General features: G+C 39.7%; 15 protein-coding genes. 6 read left to right on the top strand and 9 right to left on the bottom strand.

The window, feature by feature from the left end:
- The 5 genes from BM207_RS15025 to BM207_RS15005 all read right to left on the bottom strand — a co-directional run bounded on the left by BM207_RS15025 (window position 1) and on the right by BM207_RS15005 (window position 7197).
- Complete coding sequence (locus tag BM207_RS15025) at window positions 1-1488, bottom strand: glycoside hydrolase family 10-like protein (protein WP_090996070.1); 1488 nt, start codon at window positions 1486-1488, stop codon at window positions 1-3.
- A 7-nt stretch (window positions 1489-1495) separates the two neighbouring features.
- On the bottom strand, window positions 1496-3070 hold the full coding sequence (locus BM207_RS15020) for a M20/M25/M40 family metallo-hydrolase (RefSeq protein ID WP_245768130.1): 1575 nt from the start codon (window positions 3068-3070) through the stop codon (window positions 1496-1498).
- 231 nt (window positions 3071-3301) lie between these two features.
- Window positions 3302-4567: a DUF1501 domain-containing protein gene (locus BM207_RS15015; RefSeq protein WP_090996064.1), complete on the bottom strand. Its 1266-nt coding sequence runs from the start codon at window positions 4565-4567 to the stop codon at window positions 3302-3304.
- A 7-nt stretch (window positions 4568-4574) separates the two neighbouring features.
- Window positions 4575-6434, bottom strand: a complete 1860-nt coding sequence (locus tag BM207_RS15010; protein WP_090996061.1) for a DUF1800 domain-containing protein — start codon at window positions 6432-6434, stop codon at window positions 4575-4577.
- Window positions 6435-6504: 70 nt separating this feature from the next.
- Window positions 6505-7197, bottom strand: a complete 693-nt coding sequence (locus tag BM207_RS15005) for a hypothetical protein (RefSeq protein ID WP_143095968.1) — start codon at window positions 7195-7197, stop codon at window positions 6505-6507.
- A 261-nt stretch (window positions 7198-7458) separates the two neighbouring features.
- Here BM207_RS15005 and BM207_RS15000 point away from each other — a divergent pair, with 261 nt between their 5' ends.
- A complete protein-coding gene (locus tag BM207_RS15000) occupies window positions 7459-8130 on the top strand; it encodes a hypothetical protein (RefSeq protein ID WP_090996055.1) in 672 nt (223 codons plus the stop codon).
- Between the two features lie 11 nt (window positions 8131-8141).
- Window positions 8142-9788: a hypothetical protein gene (locus BM207_RS14995; protein WP_090996052.1), complete on the top strand. Its 1647-nt coding sequence runs from the start codon at window positions 8142-8144 to the stop codon at window positions 9786-9788.
- 59 nt (window positions 9789-9847) lie between these two features.
- On the opposite strand, the gene BM207_RS14990 is transcribed toward BM207_RS14995, so the two are convergent.
- Window positions 9848-10129 (bottom strand): hypothetical protein, encoded by a 282-nt coding sequence (locus tag BM207_RS14990; protein ID WP_090996049.1) that lies wholly within the window; start codon window positions 10127-10129, stop codon window positions 9848-9850.
- A 104-nt stretch (window positions 10130-10233) separates the two neighbouring features.
- On the opposite strand from BM207_RS14990, the gene BM207_RS14985 reads away from it, so the two are divergent.
- Window positions 10234-11409: an MFS transporter gene (locus tag BM207_RS14985; RefSeq protein ID WP_090996046.1), complete on the top strand. Its 1176-nt coding sequence runs from the start codon at window positions 10234-10236 to the stop codon at window positions 11407-11409.
- Between the two features lie 42 nt (window positions 11410-11451).
- Window positions 11452-11694, top strand: coding sequence for a TFIIB-type zinc ribbon-containing protein (locus BM207_RS14980; RefSeq protein ID WP_090996043.1), 243 nt, complete (start codon window positions 11452-11454; stop codon window positions 11692-11694).
- Here BM207_RS14980 and BM207_RS14975 read toward each other — a convergent pair.
- The 3 genes from BM207_RS14975 to BM207_RS14965 all read right to left on the bottom strand — a co-directional run bounded on the left by BM207_RS14975 (window position 11691) and on the right by BM207_RS14965 (window position 15027).
- Complete coding sequence (locus BM207_RS14975) at window positions 11691-12563, bottom strand: DMT family transporter (RefSeq protein ID WP_090996040.1); 873 nt, start codon at window positions 12561-12563, stop codon at window positions 11691-11693. The genes BM207_RS14980 and BM207_RS14975 overlap by 4 nt on opposite strands.
- A 74-nt stretch (window positions 12564-12637) precedes the next feature.
- A complete protein-coding gene (locus BM207_RS14970) occupies window positions 12638-14545 on the bottom strand; it encodes a heavy metal translocating P-type ATPase (protein WP_090996037.1) in 1908 nt (635 codons plus the stop codon).
- A gap of 59 nt (window positions 14546-14604) precedes the next feature.
- Window positions 14605-15027 (bottom strand): Fur family transcriptional regulator, encoded by a 423-nt coding sequence (locus BM207_RS14965; protein WP_090996034.1) that lies wholly within the window; start codon window positions 15025-15027, stop codon window positions 14605-14607.
- Window positions 15028-15250: 223 nt separating this feature from the next.
- On the opposite strand from BM207_RS14965, the gene BM207_RS14960 reads away from it, so the two are divergent.
- Both BM207_RS14960 and BM207_RS14955 read left to right on the top strand, forming a co-directional pair.
- Window positions 15251-17068 (top strand): hypothetical protein, encoded by a 1818-nt coding sequence (locus BM207_RS14960; protein ID WP_090996031.1) that lies wholly within the window; start codon window positions 15251-15253, stop codon window positions 17066-17068.
- Entirely contained in the window at window positions 17016-17471 is a 456-nt protein-coding gene (locus BM207_RS14955; RefSeq protein WP_143095967.1) for a hypothetical protein, read from the top strand. Before BM207_RS14960 ends, BM207_RS14955 begins: the two co-directional genes overlap by 53 nt.
- Window positions 17472-17577: the final 106 nt, after the last annotated feature.

Genomic DNA, 17577 nt, shown 5'->3' with positions numbered 1-17577 from the left:
TTAATTTAAAATATATTCTTTAAACTCGCTTTCATTACCAGTTCTATCAACAGCGGTTACCGCGTAAGCTGCTAAGGCACTTTTACCCCCATTAGCTGCTGTAATTTCCGCTAAAACAGCAAGACTAACATCTTTTCTGTTCATTACTCTATACGACCATTTATTGCCGTATTTGAAATATACCACCCATTGAAAAACATCGGTCTTTTCGGGATGGTCCCAATTAATGTGTATAAACTTATCATTAGAAAAAATGGACGCAGTTGGCATTGCTGGTTTCTTATCATCCAGCCATGCGCTTGAAGGAACAATAGCTTGATTTTTATAAGGCCCTTCCAACAGGCCATTTCTTAAAACAGCATGCTTAACCAAACCTGCTATGCTCCAATGCACAGCTCCTTTGCTGGCAGGGGTAATCCCTCTTGTAATCATAATCTGATTAATAACCTCGTCGGCATTTTTATCATCACCGCCCAAGCTTATATTCATGCCAGGCCACAAATGCCGGCTCTTGGTATTTTCAGACTGCCACCAAGCTAACAGCACCGGAAAACTCTGTGAATATTGATTTACTTTCCAGTAAAGCTGAGGGGTAAAGTAATCGATCCAGCCTTTGTTAAGCCATAGTTTGGCATCGGCATAAAGTTTATCGTATTGATCATATCCTTCAATCGACTCAGGATAACCCGGGCGCCAAATCCCAAAAGGACTTAATCCGAATTTTACATGTTTTTTATCCCTTTTAATCTCTTTATAAACCCGTTCAATAAATTTGTTGACACTTTCTCTTCTCCAATCTCCCCGGGATAATTTTCCACCACCTTGTTGGTACGCGGCCCAACTGCTATCATCTGGAAAATCTGCACCCCCATTATAAGAATCATAAGGATAGAAATAATCGTCGAAGTGTACGCCATCAATATCATAACGTTTTACAATATCCTTTACAACAGCAGTTGATAAGTCTTGCACCCCTTTTAATGATGGATCCATCCAATACTGCCCGTCTTTTAATTTAACTACCAACGAGGGATTTGTTTTTACAACAGATTTCTCGCCAACTTCTTTCCCCGACAAATGATGTGCACGATAAGGATTTAACCATACATGCAACTCCATACCCCGGTCATGGGCAGCTTCAACCCAAAACTCCAGCGGATCGTAATAAGGATCTGGTGCCTTGCCCTGTACACCAGTTAAAAAATACGACCAAGGCTCGATATCACTTTTGTAAAGCGCATCGGCCTGCGGCCGGATTTGTAAGATAGCCGCATTAAAATTTAATGACTTCAATAAATCTAATAAAACAATAGCTTCCTGCTGTTGCGCATCGGTACTTAAGCCAGGTTTGCTTGGCCAATTGATGTTGGCAACGGAGGCAATCCACGCCGCCCTAAATTCCTGCATAACTTTTGGCGGGTTTTGGGCATAAGAAAATTTAACGATAAGGAGTAGTGAAAAGGAAATTAGCAGTAACTGTTTTTTCATTGCTATATTAATTAACCCCGCCTTTGCGGTTAGCTTTTGTTTGGGGTGGCCATGTTCCAGGTGCACCAGTACGTGGATTATTTGTCAAAGGAGCTCTTTCATGCGACATTCTCTCTGGATCTTCACAGGCCATATAAACTAAAATCGCTGCCAAGATCGCATTGCTTCTAATCTCGTCAAAAACCATCTTATCATAACTATCGCGATTGGTATGCCAGGTATAAGTTCCATAATCCCAACTTGTAGAGCTTAAAGAAAACCCTGGAGCGCCCGCTGCCACAAAAGATGCATTATCAGAGCCACCGCCGGCAGGAGAACCTGGAAAACTTGTTCTGATCTGATTTTTGATGGTATCTGGAACGGCCGCTAACCAGCGAGGTAAAAAATCCTTAGCCTTAGCAAATCCTTGTCCCGATAGATTAACTACTCTCCCAGTTCCATTATCTTGATTAAATAAAGCTTGCAGGTTCTTTACAATTTCCGGATGATCTTCAACAAAAGCTCTCGAACCATTTAAACCTTGTTCTTCACTTCCCCAATGCCCCACTAAAATCGTCCTTTTAGGATTTGGATAAAATTTCTTCAAAATACGCATAGTCTCCATCATCATAATCGTTCCAGAACCATTATCTGTTGCTCCACTAGCAGCATCCCATGAATCGAAGTGGGCCGATAACATTACATATTCATTCGGTTTTTCTTTGCCCTTAATTTCGGCAATGGTATTTAAAGTGGGAACAAGACCTAACTCTTTAGATTCGGATACAATTTTAAGCCTCGGCTTTGAACCTGATTCAGCTAAACGATAAACCAATCCATAGTCTTCCACAGATAAATCTACCGTTGGAACTTTTGTGGTATTGGCACCGAAAACCTTATCAACCCCCCAGCCTTGCGACCAATTGTTGATAATTATACCCGCTGCGCCGGCATTTTCTAAAGCTAAAGCCAGGTTTTTAGCATTTAATTTCGTTTTAGCTAAACGATCTCTCCAAGCTGCCGCTGCAGCTGCCTTATCGGCTTTCATTTTTGCCAGCCCATCTTTAGTAGCAAAATCTTCCCAGTTTTTATCTGGTCGGCCAGAAACTGGATTTAAAGAAATTAACACCAACTTACCTTTTACAGTGGGCAACCATTTTTGAAATGCTGCAGAGTCTGCTACCAGTGGTAAAACAATAGCTTCAGCGTCAATTGCTTTACCTTTGGTTGAGGGACTCCATGCTAATTGAGTGCCTTCTAAGGTTCTTAATCTCGGGCTTGTTAAGTCAATATGTGTAATGCCTCTTTCCCAGCCACGCCACTGACCCCATTGTTCGTTCCTTGCAGAAATCCCCCAAGTTGCATATTTGGCAACCGCCCAATCATTGGCCTGTTTCATTTGAGGAGTTCCCACCAAGCGGGGTCCGATTTTGTCCAACAGCTCATGTGCTAGTTTTTCAAGCTGCGAATTCTCGTTCGCCTCTTTTACAATTTTATCAATAATTGGATCTGCGCTTTGGGCAAAAGCTACGCTGCTACAAAAAACAGCCGTAATGACGCCCAATTTGGCAAAATTGCCAAGGGTGTTTTTTATTTTCATCATAGTTGGTTAAATAGTTATGCTGAAAGGTAAGGCTTTGCTATTATTTTAACAAGGAAAAGAAGGTGTCTAGAGAATTTGTTACAGGAAAGGGGGCAACCTGCGTGATTGCGAAGTAACCGCCCGTCATTGCGAGGTAACCTCCCGTCATTGCGAGCGTAGCGAAGCAATCTCCGTTTAGATTGCTTCGCTACGCTCGCAATGACGAACAACCCTTGCAATGACGAAACAATTTTATAACATTACCCCGATTTGTTTCCCATTCCATTCAGGGAAAAGGATTTTGTCATTCTTAATCCCTAAATGTTTATCTGCAACTTCGCTAAATACACTTCTAAAATCCGTAGTCACTGGTAAATCTCTGCCGTCTTCCAGGTTTTCTTTCGCTAGCGGATTAACTAAGCCATGAACCATGCCACCTTTTACACTGTTTCCAAGAATAAAATTACAAGAACCACGACCATGATCTGTGCCACCGGTACCGTTTTGTGCAACGGTTCTTCCAAACTCAGTCATAGTCATGAGCGTTACATCATCTTGATATTTTGCCATATCGCTCCAAAAGGCTATGATAGAATTACTTAGATCGTTTACATTTCTTGCAAAAACACCCGTGTCTGTTCCTTGGTTAAAATGCGTATCCCACCCGCCCGATTCTGCAAATGCGACCTCCATTCCTACATCCATTTTTATAAGTTGCGCAATTTGCTTCAAAGAATTACCTAATGCCGTATTCGGGTAAACCACATTATTTTCGGGCCTATAGTTTTTGATATCGGTTTTTTGAAGCATCTTAATTGCCTCAAAGCTTTCTTTGCCGGTGCTTTTTAGCAAGCCTGAAGAAGTTTGGTCGTATAAATCTTCGAAAGTTCTAGCAGTATTGTTAACGCTAGCTTGATTCCCTTTCATTTGAATGTTAAAATCGGCTAGATTACGGATGGCCACTGCTGGGTGATCACCGTAGAAAGATCGGGGTAAAGACGATGTTAAGCTTACAGCCTGAAAAGGCGTTGCTGCATCATGTCCAAGCAATCCGACAGCCCGGTTAAGCCATCCACTTTCGGTACCTTTTTTAAAAGGTGTTCCGGACTCCATAAAGTCTTGCGCGTCGAAATGCGATCGGGTACTATTTGGTGAACCAATGCCATGTACGATAGCCATTCTCTTTTCTTTAAACATGGGTTCAAAAGCCGACATAGCAGGATGGAGACCAAAACGCCCATCCAAATCGATTAAAGGTCTGTTTTTCTGACTTGCAACTGCCGACATAAATAAACCTGGCCGGGCAGCTTTCAGATATGGATCAGTAAAAGGTGTAACGGCCATTAACCCGTCCATTGCGCCTCTTTGAAAGATACAAACCATTATTTTTCGTCTCTTAAACAAACCCAAGGGGTCGGTACTTGCCACCGCCTCGGCCAAAAATCCCGGGATGCCACCTAAACCAATTCCGAATAAGGCTAATCCGCCAGCTTTAATAAAACCTCTTCTCGATGTCATGATAATATTATTTACGTTGAAACTCTGGTGAGCCAATAATTACACCTACCACCTGGGCCAGCATGGTGTTGTTGCCGGTTTTAAGTGGGGTAATAGTACTGGTTAGTGCTTTCTTTCCTTTTAATTTTTTTAAATCTGAACCCTCAGCCATTAAATTAGCATCCTCATTCATCATTAAACCCATTTGCTTCGAAGCTGAATTCTTTTCGGCCGCAGCAGCAACATTCGATTCTAAATTAGGGTCAGTTACCATTGGCTTTAACCGTTCGATGGTAGCATCCAATCTTCGTTCTGGCATCAGCAATTTGCTGTAGGTAACCAGCGCTGCTTCTGCACTTTCGGGCTCTTTATTTTTGTTCAAAGCTGTTAGATCAAAGGTAATTCCAGGAATACGTTGCGCAGCAAGTGCCAATCCGAAATTCATTCTATTCAATAAGGAGCCTGTATTGATCCAATACTGACCACGGTCTGGAAAGCCGGTCGGTGCCTGATAATAATAAAGCTGTTGCCCCATTTTGTTAATCCAGCTATAAAGTTGATATGGTTGTTTAACGTTAGCATCTAGACTTCTAACCGCACTAATTGCTAACTCAAAAGGCGACTTAGTCTTTTCTCTAAGTGCGTTGGCCGACCAAAACTCCGGTGAATTTACCATCGTGATGATGACGTTTTTAATATCCCCATTTGTAGACAAAAAGGTTTTGGCCATTTTCTCAATTAGACTTTGCGGAGGGGCATCGCTGACAAAACGAATGGCTATTTTTTTTGAGATAAACTTGGCTGTAGATTCATGATGTGCCAGCATCTTTAACAACGTTACTCCCTCTTCATAACCACCACCAGCTGGGAATTTTTTGCCCAACACTACTTTTTCTCCATTGTCATGGCGGTTCTTCGCAAAAAGAAAATCGCCCTCACGGACATAACCAAGTTTATGCAACTTATCATTTCCTATTTTGGCCAGCACATTTTTCATACCAGCACCATAGCCATTGTCACCCATTGGCGCGATTGTCCACCCAGTTAAAATGCGTGCGGCCTGTGTTACATCACTTTGTGTATACCCCCCATCTACACCCAACGTATGCAGTTCCATTACCTCACGAGCATAATTCTCATTTAAACCTGGTTTTTTCTTAGCATTGAGAACCATACTACCGCCGGCACTACTGAAATTATCTAAGTACATTAACATGGCCGGAGATTTTGCAGTACTCAGTACTAGATTTTCGAACTTCCCAAATACCTGGGGCCTAATAATATCTCTTTCATATGCTGGAACATAAGCCGCACATTGATTCTTGCTCAGGGAAACATTAAAGTGATTGAACCAAAAATCTGTCATCAACTCCCTGAACTGATTTTCCGTATAAATAGCTCTTGTGATTTTTTGATTGATAAACTGGCGGTAAAGTTCTTGCTGAGGCTTGTAGCCTTTGGTTTTTCTGTAAGCCAAGATAGCCTCGCGATAGGTTGGTCCCTTTGCATTTGCCACCGAATCTCTGTGGATAAATCCATCCCTTACAGCAAACCTAACCACTTGTGCATTTCGGGGGTACTTATTTTCTACTTCAGTATTGGTTAGATTGATATCATCAAACTTGCTTAATGCTTCTTTAAGTATCGGATCAGCTAAATCCCCATTTAGCTGTTGTTCGAACCATTTCTCAAGTCCCATTTCTACAACATCAGCTACATCGCCGGGTTTGGCGCCATAAGTAAAGCGGCTTAATAAATGAGCAGCCGCTTGTTGCGTAGTTAACCCTGCTTTTTTATAGGGTAATTTTGGCTCGTTAACAAAGGAAGCTAGCAAAACTAACATGCCAAAGCTTAGCATGCAGATGTAAAAATGGTGTATCCTTTTCATTAGCATTAGGTTGTGGTTCAAATATGATTCTATGACAATAGAAATTGCATAAGGATTAATTTAACAATAATTATACCTTTTTAATAGGTGCTTTGGCCTTTCTAATAACCAAGTTTGCAATCTGCTTAAACTGCGTACTCTCCCAGCCGTAGTGATATTTAACATACATCTTGACGGTGGCAGCCAGCGCTACCAGTCCATTCGCCTCCCTGTACATCACTTCATTTCGAATGATACACGCGTTACTTAGAAAGGCGCAATTTCTTTTCACTTCCGTATTCTTGAGATATAATATACTGTAGAAATCCTCTAGATTCGGAATTTTAAGACCTTCTTCTTTCGGCATATAAAATACATTGGTTTTTAACAACTTAATAATACTACAAAAATTGTCCAACAAAAAATCATATCGTTGTTGGGATGCAAATTGACTATGTAAAACTTTACCGCTCCCTACCAACATATACATCTCCATTTCACTGATAGTGGTAGTTGATCTAAGTATTTTAAATAAATTTTTGTTTACCTGCTTGAGCGTTTCGAAAGCCAATTCTCTTATAGAAACCGAATGCAAGTATTGTTCCATCAACAATGTTACATTAGCAATTGAAGCGTGGGCATTTTGCGAAACAAGGGATAAAGCCGCTAGCTGAATGCTTCCTTTTGTAGGTTTATAGTGATTTCCATAACTTATAATTTTAGCAATTAAAACATCAAAATTAGCGAGGTTTCTAACATGGTCATTTTCACAAATCATCAGCATCAGCATATCATTTTTAGGATTATAAATATTTAATTATCATCAAGTTATAAAAATAAAAGCGAGAAATTGCACTTGTAAAAAAACTATAATCTAGGTTAAAATTTTATTAAAAAGATTAAAAAGAAATTATTCTAAATAGGAGTAAGTATTTAATAAATTAATAGGGAGTAGTAGCAAGAAATTTCTTAGCTGGCTTTGTTACCACTTATTTCGATTTGTCATTTTTTAGACTATTTTTGCGAAAAAACTAACGTATAACTCATGAAGAAAAAATTACTCTCTCTCATCATCTTCTCCTTTGCTTTTGTTTCGATGGCATGGAGCCAGATGGCTGACACCACTAAGGTAAAAAAAGACATGTCGCTACAAGTTATGGTAGGCACTCAAGGCATTGGTGTGAATTTTCGCTATGTATTAACTCCTAAAATAGGGTTGAGATTTGGTGGCAGTTATGCACAGGCCTCCGCAAACGACCTTTTAAAGATTGATGGTTTTAAAACCACTAACAAAGCAAGCGGCAAATTTAATACTGTGCAAGCCTTGGCAGAATTTATGCCACTTAAAGGCATTCGATTGGTTGGTGGTGTAGCTTATCTTGCTAGTGCAGAAGCATCCATTTACTTAACGCCAAAAGACACACAAAAATTTGAGGACATGACCTTTACTCCAGCAGAAATTGGCAGTTTAGATGTAACTGCAGACTGGGGTACGATTGCACCCTATTTCGGTTTTGGCTTCGGCAAAGGAATTCCGAAGAAAAGATTTAATGTGAACTTCGACCTGGGAGCTTACTACCTTTCGGCACCATCAGTTACCATTGTTGGTACTAAACGTCTAAGCGAGAACGACCCTAATGAAGCAATCATTCAAGAGAACATGAAAGGTTACCGCTTCATGCCAGTTGCTCAATTAAATTTTAATTTCAAATTCTAAAAAATCTCTCGATGAAATTTATATCCAAAAAAATAATGGCTGCATTAGCAGTTGTATTCATGCTTTATGGTAGCTGTAAAAACCCAGTAGAAAACGTTGACATCATTGTAAACACCGACGTATTCCAATCTCCAATTATGGTAAGATTTGTGAATGCTAAAACAGGCGCTACAAATAACCCACAAGATTTTGAGGTTAACATTAGCGGTCAAAATGCTGATCTAGTGGTAACTAATACAGGAGGAAAGGACTTCGAAGCTTCTCGTGGGTTCCTACAATTGGCTTTAGCTGAAAATGCAGCGCCTTCTGAAACAAATCCTATTAAATTTACCATAAGTGCAAATGTTCCGGGATTCGCGCCGACCACTCAAAACATTACGGTTACCAGTGCAACAGAACCGCTTCAATATATCGTGCAATTAGTTGAATATGCAAATCCTGCCGCTGGTACAGGTGTGGTGGTAGCAACACGTAATATCACCAATGGAACCGCAACTACGGAGATGGTGCTAACAACAGCTACAAATCCAGCGATGCCAGAAAAATCTAATATCACGATTGCAGCTGGAACTAGCTTTTTAGATGGTGCGGGACAAGTTATCAATGCTAATCAAATTGAAGCGAAAGTTGTACATTATGGCCCCTCAAATCCAGAATCGGTTGCAGCATTTCCAGGTGGATTTTATGCCGGTAACGCAGTTGGAGCGAACGGACAAGCTATAAATGGTGGTGTTGTTTTTGTAACGGGAGGATTTTTAGCAATCGACATCTATGCAGGCAATAAAGAGGTAAAGGGATTCTCTAAACCAATTGTTGTAGAAATGGAAGTGAGCAATACCTTAATCAATCCGAACACCGGAGCAGTAGTAAAGGAAAATGAAACCATACCTTTGTGGAGTTTGAACGAGGAAACGGGACAATGGACCTTAGAAGGAACTACAACCTTTGTGAAGAACAATGCAGGGAAATTGGTAGCAAAAATGAACGTTAGTCACCTTTCTTACTGGAATTTTGACTGGTATTATGGAACTTGCGGAAATAACGGCGGCACACTAACCATTAAAGCTCCGAAATTCTCTAATTCACAGTATTATAAATTGTATGTTGTTACAGCAAATGGAGGTAAGACAAATTATCCTGGCTCAATCTATCTAGCGAATGGAACTGAAACCAAGAAAACATTATTGAATTTACCTTCTGGTAAAGGTAAATTTGTACTTTACGACAACAGCAATAAATTGATTGCAGAAAGTCAGGAATATGCAAACCTTTGTGGACAAAGCACAACCCTAACCATTCCTGAAGGAACTCCACCAGACATTGTTGACGTATCGTTAAATATTCAGGTAAAATGTAGCAGTAAAAAGATTGCTACTGGTTTAAATGCTTTTGTTTACGTATCAAAAGCTAACGGAAACTGGTATGATTATACTTATTTATACCTGCAAAACGGTAAAGCTACAGCTAAGTTCGAAAATGGCACAACTTATTTCATTGAAGCATACATGGCGGGCAGATGGTATACTACGCAAGTTAAATTCGATAAAAATAACTTTGTTTTGCCGGCCGGAAAAGACATCACCGGAAAAGCTGTTTATGATGCAGCAACAAACAAATTAAACATCGAAGGATTATTTGTTTCTACAAATTGCCAATAAGTTTAACCGGTTAATTATGGATATGAAGGGATTCATCGAAAGATGGATCCCTTCATGTTTTAATTAGTATAGATTCGCCCTTCGAGTAATAAGCCCTTACAGCCACTTGCCGTTTCAACAGCATGCATGTATTTATAGCATTTATCCACTTGATCATATAATTGATCGATGAGTTTGATCGAAACATCAGGCGCATGAAAACAAACACTATCCTGTAAACATAAAAACTGCTGCTTTCCGACACTCATAAAATCGTACAAATAACCTTGATCCTGAAGTTCGATAATTCTGTTGGTAATGAGACCGTTCATTTTCTTAACTTTAGACAAGGTTGATTTCATAACTAAATTTTTAAGAATAAATAACGTTTTATTTCGGTAACTAGATTAACAACAACATATTAGCAATAGTTTTAACTTTATTAAAAAAAAACGATAACGGGCAAATGAGAAGAATTTTACCAATAATTGTTATTGCTCAATTCTTTTGTACCTCTATATGGTTCGGCGGGAATGCTGTAATGGACGATATAGCTGTGCAGTTTAACCTATCTTCCGATTACTTAGCCTATCTAACAAATTCTGTACAAGCAGGCTTTATTACAGGAACTTTACTTTTCGCCATATTGGGTATTGCAGATCGTTTTTCTCCCGTTAAAATATTCTTCATTTGTGCATGCGTCGCAGCTGCCTTTAACCTCATGCTTGGTTTAAACGGCACAAACCTATCCTTACTTTTTATCTGTAGGTTTTTTACAGGTTTTTTTCTAGCTGGAATATATCCCATAGGGATGAAAATTGCTGCAGATCATTATGAGAAAGGGCTCGGAAAATCTTTAGGCTTTTTAGTTGGGGCTTTAGTGTTAGGAACAGCATTTCCGCATTTCCTTAAAAGCGGCTTTGCCACTTTACCTTGGAAATATGTAATCTTTACAACCTCAGTGCTTTCACTAGCAGGAGGGGCAGTTTTATTTTCTCTGGTACCCGATGGTCCGTATAGAAAGCCAGGCCAGCAATTAAAATTGGGTGCCTTTAGACATAGCTTCAAAAATAACGGATTTAGAGCTGCCGCCTTTGGGTATTTCGGTCACATGTGGGAGTTGTACACTTTCTGGGTATTTATTCCCGTCATGCTAGCGAATTACAATTACCATTATCAAACCCAGTTAAACGTCCCTTTATTGTCTTTTTTTATCATCGTAATGGGGAGCTTAGCATGCGTTGGTAGTGGCCTGCTGGCAAATCGCTTTGGCACCAAAAGGTTGGCAACACTGGCCTTAGCAATTTCTGGCATTTGTTGCCTACTTTCTCCCATCTTCTTACAAACAGACTCAATAACGGTTTTGGTCATATTCTTAATGATTTGGAGTATGGCTGTGATCGCTGATTCACCGCTGTTTTCAACCTTAGTTGCACAAAATGTTTCCTTAGAACTAAAAGGATCGTCTTTAACGATTGTAAATTGCATAGGCTTTAGCATAACCATCGTAAGCATACAGTTAATAAATATAGTGATGACAAGAGAGAATGCCCACTATATTTTTGTAGTCCTAGCATTAGGCCCCCTATTTGGTTTGTATTCTATGTTAAAAAACTCGAACCAAGACACTAAAAGCACTTGATTTTCGTTATTATTGAATAATAAACTTTGTAAAAATAGCACTATGAAATGTCCTTCTTGTAACGAAACACTTTTAATGACCGAAAAACGTGGGGTTGAAATCGATTATTGTCCAAATTGTCGCGGAATTTGGTTAGATCGTGGCGAACTTGAGAAAATTATGGATAATACTGCAGATCATTATTCCAGAAAAGACAATTACGAAAAGGATTATAAAAGTTACGGACATACGCAGCAGCCATACCGAAAAAAGAAATCGTTTTTAAATGATTTCTTCGATTTTTAATTAGACTTCTTAGCAAAAAACAAACCTAGCAGCACTAAAATAACACCCCCAAAGGTGTAGCTGCTAATGGTTTCGTTTGCTAGTATTGCTGCGATCATAAAGCCAAATAAAGGGCACAAGAACAGCCATAATCCTGCCCTTACTGCATTTGTTTTCAATAACCAAAGCCATAACTGAACAGCTCCGATAGAAACGGGTACGGCCAGCCAAACTACTGAGCCCCAGAATGTCAGATTATAGTTATTGAGCGAGCCGTCATAAAAATAAAAAACAAATGGCCATAGCAACACGCCTCCCATAAAGGTTTGCCAACCGTTTATAGTGAGCAGATTTAAGCCGCCCCATTTTTTAGCCGAAAAATAAATTGCAGCCAATGCATAGGAGAGCATACTGACAAAAAGTAATGACAAACCCCAGGTGGTTACTTTGGCAGTGGTAAATAATGGCCAAGCAGCACATATTACCCCGAAGGTACATACACATAGCGCTAGTATAAGTTTTGCAGTAAGCTTTTTATTTAAAAAAAAGACTGAAAAGAAGCTAATTAGAACCGGGTTGATGGCAACAGACAACGCCCCTATTCCGGCAGTGACTTCCTGCATGGCAACAATATACAAACCTAAATAAATGCTTATATTGAGCGCCCCGTACACACCTATCTGTATCCATTCCTTCCCCTTTGGCAAACTATTTTTCTGTATTACATGGGAAATAAACAACATAATAGCCGCCGCCAACGCAAATCTCATTGTAGCAATTACCATTGGCTGGGCTACCATAAGCCCAATCTTTGTAGCGGTTGATGCCGAAGCCCAAAAAATTGCGAAAATTATCCCCGCTAAGAACCAACTATATTGTTTGTTAAACATTTTGCAATTATAATGTATTTCTCCCTAGAAATAGGTTTAGAGCTCTTATCCTTTACAGGATTATTGTAATGATCTCACGACAACTTCATCCGTTGAATCCTTACTGCGTTTAAAATTGCCAGAAATGCAACCCCCACATCAGCGATTACCGCTTCCCAAAGGTTCGCCACACCAAAGGCACCAAAGCTTAGCACCAGCACCTTAACGCCCATGGCTAAAGCAATATTCTGCCACACAATATTCCGGGTTAATTTCCCAATTTTTATTGCTGTCACAATCTTCAAAACCTGATCATTCTGGATCACTATATCAGCTGTCTCAATAGCAGCATCGCTTCCCAATCCACCCATCGCTATTCCTACATCAGCAAGTGCCAACACTGGAGCGTCATTTATTCCATCCCCAACAAAGGCAACCTGCCTGCCTTCATTTTTTAAGCGTGTGAGCGCTGTCACCTTATCTTCTGGAAGAAGCCCTCCAAAAGCAGCTGTTATGCCCAACTTCTTTGCCACTTCATCCACTACTGTTTGTTTATCGCCCGAGAGCATTACGGTTTTGATACGCAATGCGTGCAATTGCTTTACAGTCGCCACAACATCTTCTTTTAATTCATCGGCAATGGTAATGTAACCTACATACCGCTCATCAATCGCCACAAGCACTACCGTACTTCCCGTCACATCAACTTCCGGCGGATATGGAACCCCATATTTCTTCAGTAACCGACTATTTCCCGCTAGTACAACTTTAGTCCCTAAATTACCCTTCAAGCCATGGCCAGCAATTTCTTCTACTGCAGTATATTTTTCTTCTTCAACTAAAGTCCCAGCACTATCAATGATTGCTTGTGCGATAGGATGCGTTGAATTCCGCTCGAGCAAAGCCACTAATTTCACCAATTCTTCTTTATCAATATTAACAGCTACCACCTCTTGGACTTTAAAAACTCCCTTAGTCAATGTTCCTGTTTTATCCATTACCACTGTATCAATTTTCGTCATTACATCCAAGAAATTTCCTCCTTTAAAAAGTATTCCATTTCTTGATGCAAGACCAATTCCCCCAAAATAGCCGAGTGGAATAGACACCACCAAGGCACATGGGCAACTGATTACCAAAAAAACCAGAGATCGGTAAAGCCAGTCATTAAACACATATATATCAACAAATAAGGAAGGAATTAGCAAGAGCGCTAACGCCATAAAAAACACGATTGGCGTATATACTTTTGCGAAGCGTGAAATGAAGAGTTGCGTTTGCGACTTTCGGGAAGATGCATCCTGTACCATTTCTAAAATCTTGCTCAACTTACTGTCTTTGAACAAAGCAGTCACTTTTATTTCGGCAACGGTGTTAAGATTAATCATACCTGCTAAAACCTTTTCGCCTCTGTACTTATGATCAGGTTTACTTTCACCAGTTAATGCTGCGGTGTTAAAGGAACTTCTTTCCGAAATCATTATTCCATCAAGTCCAACTCGCTCTCCAGGCTTCAACTGCATTATTTCTTCCAATTTTACCTCAGTGGCATGAACAAGTACAGCTTCCCCATCTCTGATTACGGTAACTTGGTCTGGTCTGATATCGAGCAGCGCTTTAATACTTGCCTTCGCCCGGTCAACTGCCGAATCTTGAAACCATTCGCCAATGGAGTAAAATACCATTACAGCTACCCCTTCAGCATACTCGCCTATGTAAAACGCCCCTAACGTGGCAACGCTCATGAGTACGAACTCATTAAAAATATCGCCCCTAACCGCTTTTTTAAAAGCCAAAACCAACACATCCCATCCCGCCAATAAATAGGCAGCAGCATTAATGGACAGGGAAATCGGCTCATCGAGTTTTAGCTGAAAGCCGTAATCCAGTACCAGCACAGTGATTAACATCGCTAATGCTATGAGCAGTCCTATATGTTGTTGTGAGTTATCCTGACCATGATCATGTTCGTCATGTTGATGGGATGTGCAGCAATCGTTCATTTCTATCTAAATTATATTCAAATGTACAAACAGCTGGCATGCAATTGTATTGCATTGTTTTATGTTATCGCAACGTTACAACTTCCACATAGTCCTTTTACTATTAATTGAGTATCCAAAGCCAAATATCCACTGGGTAAGCTAACTTCCGGAATGTGGGTTTTTGGCAGACAATGAGTTTCCTTACATTGTGTACAATAAAAATGAATATGTAAATCATGATGTCCATCTACATTGCAACTTGTTTGGCACATAGCAAATTTGGTAACCCCACTACCATCTTCAATACGATGTACAAGTCCATGCTCCTCAAAAGTCCTGATAGTACGATATAAGGTTACACGATCGGTGCGATGCATCCCTAACTCGAGCTCAGTTAAACTTAGCGCAGCAGATTGCTTCAGCAAAAAATCGAGCACCACTACACGCATTGCAGTCGGGGCAATGCTTTTTTCTTTCAGCTTAGCTTCTAATGGGTTCATGAGTTAAAGGTACTAAATTTGTTAGTGGTAAATACACTGTCCACACTTTACCTATTGCTGTTGTGCATTTCCTTTGCTGTTCGGGATGTTCTGAAAGTCATGTCTAACATAACAATAAGAAGGATTTGCAATCCTTCTTTCATAGCATATAAATCTATCTTTATTAACTTAATTTGTGAATACCAAAGTTTTATATTACCATTGTTCCATACCAAATATATCCATGAAGATAAAATATCTAATTTTAAGTGCTCTCTGCTTTAGTTTAACTTTAAGCTGCAAAAAAACCGACAAAATTGATTTACCCCCCCCGATTAATTTAAATAGCCAGAAGCAAGCTACAAACCCTAAAAACCCTTATACGGTAATCAATATGCGAAAGGCCTTTGCAAAGCTTTTAATTGGCGATGTACAGTTAATAAGGAATGACAAAGCCTCCTTTGTAAAGGGAAAGGTAATGTTTACTGAAGGAAAACAAGCTTTGGGTATTAATAAACAATTGAATACCGAACAAAGCGAAACAATTACGCAGAACGGTATCACTGCCACTCATTATTACATTAAATTTATCCCTCGGGACGAAGCTGATTATAACAAGCTAAAGGTAGATTCGAATTTAGTAATTTATCCTTTTCCTTTGGATAATGAAATTGCTACTTATAGCGGCAGTTACAGAGATCCCGAAGTAGCGCCAGGCGTGCCAACTTACCAGTATGCTGCAGTACCAATAGCCTATGTACTTCCAGACGTGCCTTATATAAAATTAGAGGATTTGTATTTGCCTAATGAGCAAGACAAAAACAGTTTGGTTACAGTTAATGGCACCGGAGGTTCATCCTATACAGTAACAGTACAACAATTGGTGCAGCAAGCGCTTTGTGATGGGGAGGGACCAATTGACCCTCCAGTTGTTAGCGTAACAAAGGCAAATAATGAGAACCTTAACTCTTCCAGCCAAAGCTTAAATTCAAATAGAAATATCGTACAATCTAGCTCCTATAAACTACCTGTAATAAGCCTATTGCCACCACCCGATGAGGATCCCTGCGACGGTAGTAGTAGTGGAGGACCCTACCCTCCCGATGATGAATTCCGAAATGGAGAAAATTGGCGCCCAAATGGACGAATTACTTTATATGATGATGTAAAGAAACAAACCATTGGCGTTGAGGGTATAAAGGTACGGGCACGTCGTTGGTTTACAACTTACACGGGCATTACCGATGCTGCTGGTTATTATGCAGTAGATGGTTGGTACACCCGACCAGCCAACTACTGGTTGGATTTTGAGAGGTATGATTTTTCTGTAAACGATCATCATGGTGGCCCCCGAGAAATTAGTGGCCCAAAAATTGAGGCTGCTTGGAATGTAGATTTCACTGGATATGATAAATTTTGTGGTGAAATATTTAGAGCTGCTCATCATTACTATTACAGAGATATACAAGGATTAAGACGGCCTCCACAAAATAGCTTTTGGGAAACACAGGTAAAACTTGCAGCATTCGACTGGTATTTAAATAGCGATAATGGATCCATGTGGGCAGGAAGAAATGACTTACTTGGTTCATTGATACATATCTACCACCCACAACAAAATTCCATGGACACATATGCTACAACCATACATGAACTAGCTCATGCCGTTCACTGGGATATGTCTGACCGTGTTGTTGGCGCCGCATTAACTAATTATGGATTAACAGAGCTTAGAGTTTGTGAAACTTGGGCTAGAGGTGTGCAATGGGTTTTAACAAAAATGGAATATCCTGAGTATGTAGGAGGTGCACCAAGTGCAGATTACACAAACATTGTTATCGATATGATCGATGACGAAGTACCTACTTACCCAAATCCTGGTTCAAATCGTGGTCATAATGGGGCTTTGGATCAAGTTGAAGGCTATAGCATAGTGCAAATTCAAAATGCTTTATGTAATCAAACTTCTTGGAATGGATGGAAAAATAATATTAAAAACCTATATATAAATGGAACAGAAAACAATTTGGATGCCTTATTTACAAATTGGGGCAATTTTTAGTATACTACTTTTATTTAATGCTTGCAAAAAGGGGAAAACAGAGTATGAAAGATCCCCAGTATTTCACATTATAAATGCGACAAGCCATCAGATTAATTTTGATGCTTATCCAAATACGTACAATATTAAGGCTAACTCTTCTATTACAATTGAAGAAAATCAAGTTGTTGAAGGGAAGGAAAATAATTCTTTTAATTACAGTAGCCCCTATAAAAAATATGACAATTCACCGACCACAATTAGGTTTGACCAGATAAAGTGCCTAGTGATGCAAACAGAAAGTAGTGAACATAGCATTACTAACATCAATAGTTTTATTGCAGAAAATATTGATCGTTATAACTACAAATTCACCTACACCTTTACCGAGGCAGATTATAACAGGGCGGTAACCTGTCCATAATCAAAGTATAGGACAGTATCTAGCAATCCCGAACACAACCTTCATAATATCATAGATTACAAATCTATATTTATCACCTAGTTCGAGATGCGCTTCACTAACATCT

Origin of the sequence: Pedobacter insulae (assembly GCF_900113525.1) — a bacterium.
In the GTDB taxonomy this organism is placed as follows: domain Bacteria; phylum Bacteroidota; class Bacteroidia; order Sphingobacteriales; family Sphingobacteriaceae; genus Pedobacter; species Pedobacter insulae.
This window is presented reverse-complemented; position numbering and strand designations above follow the sequence as displayed.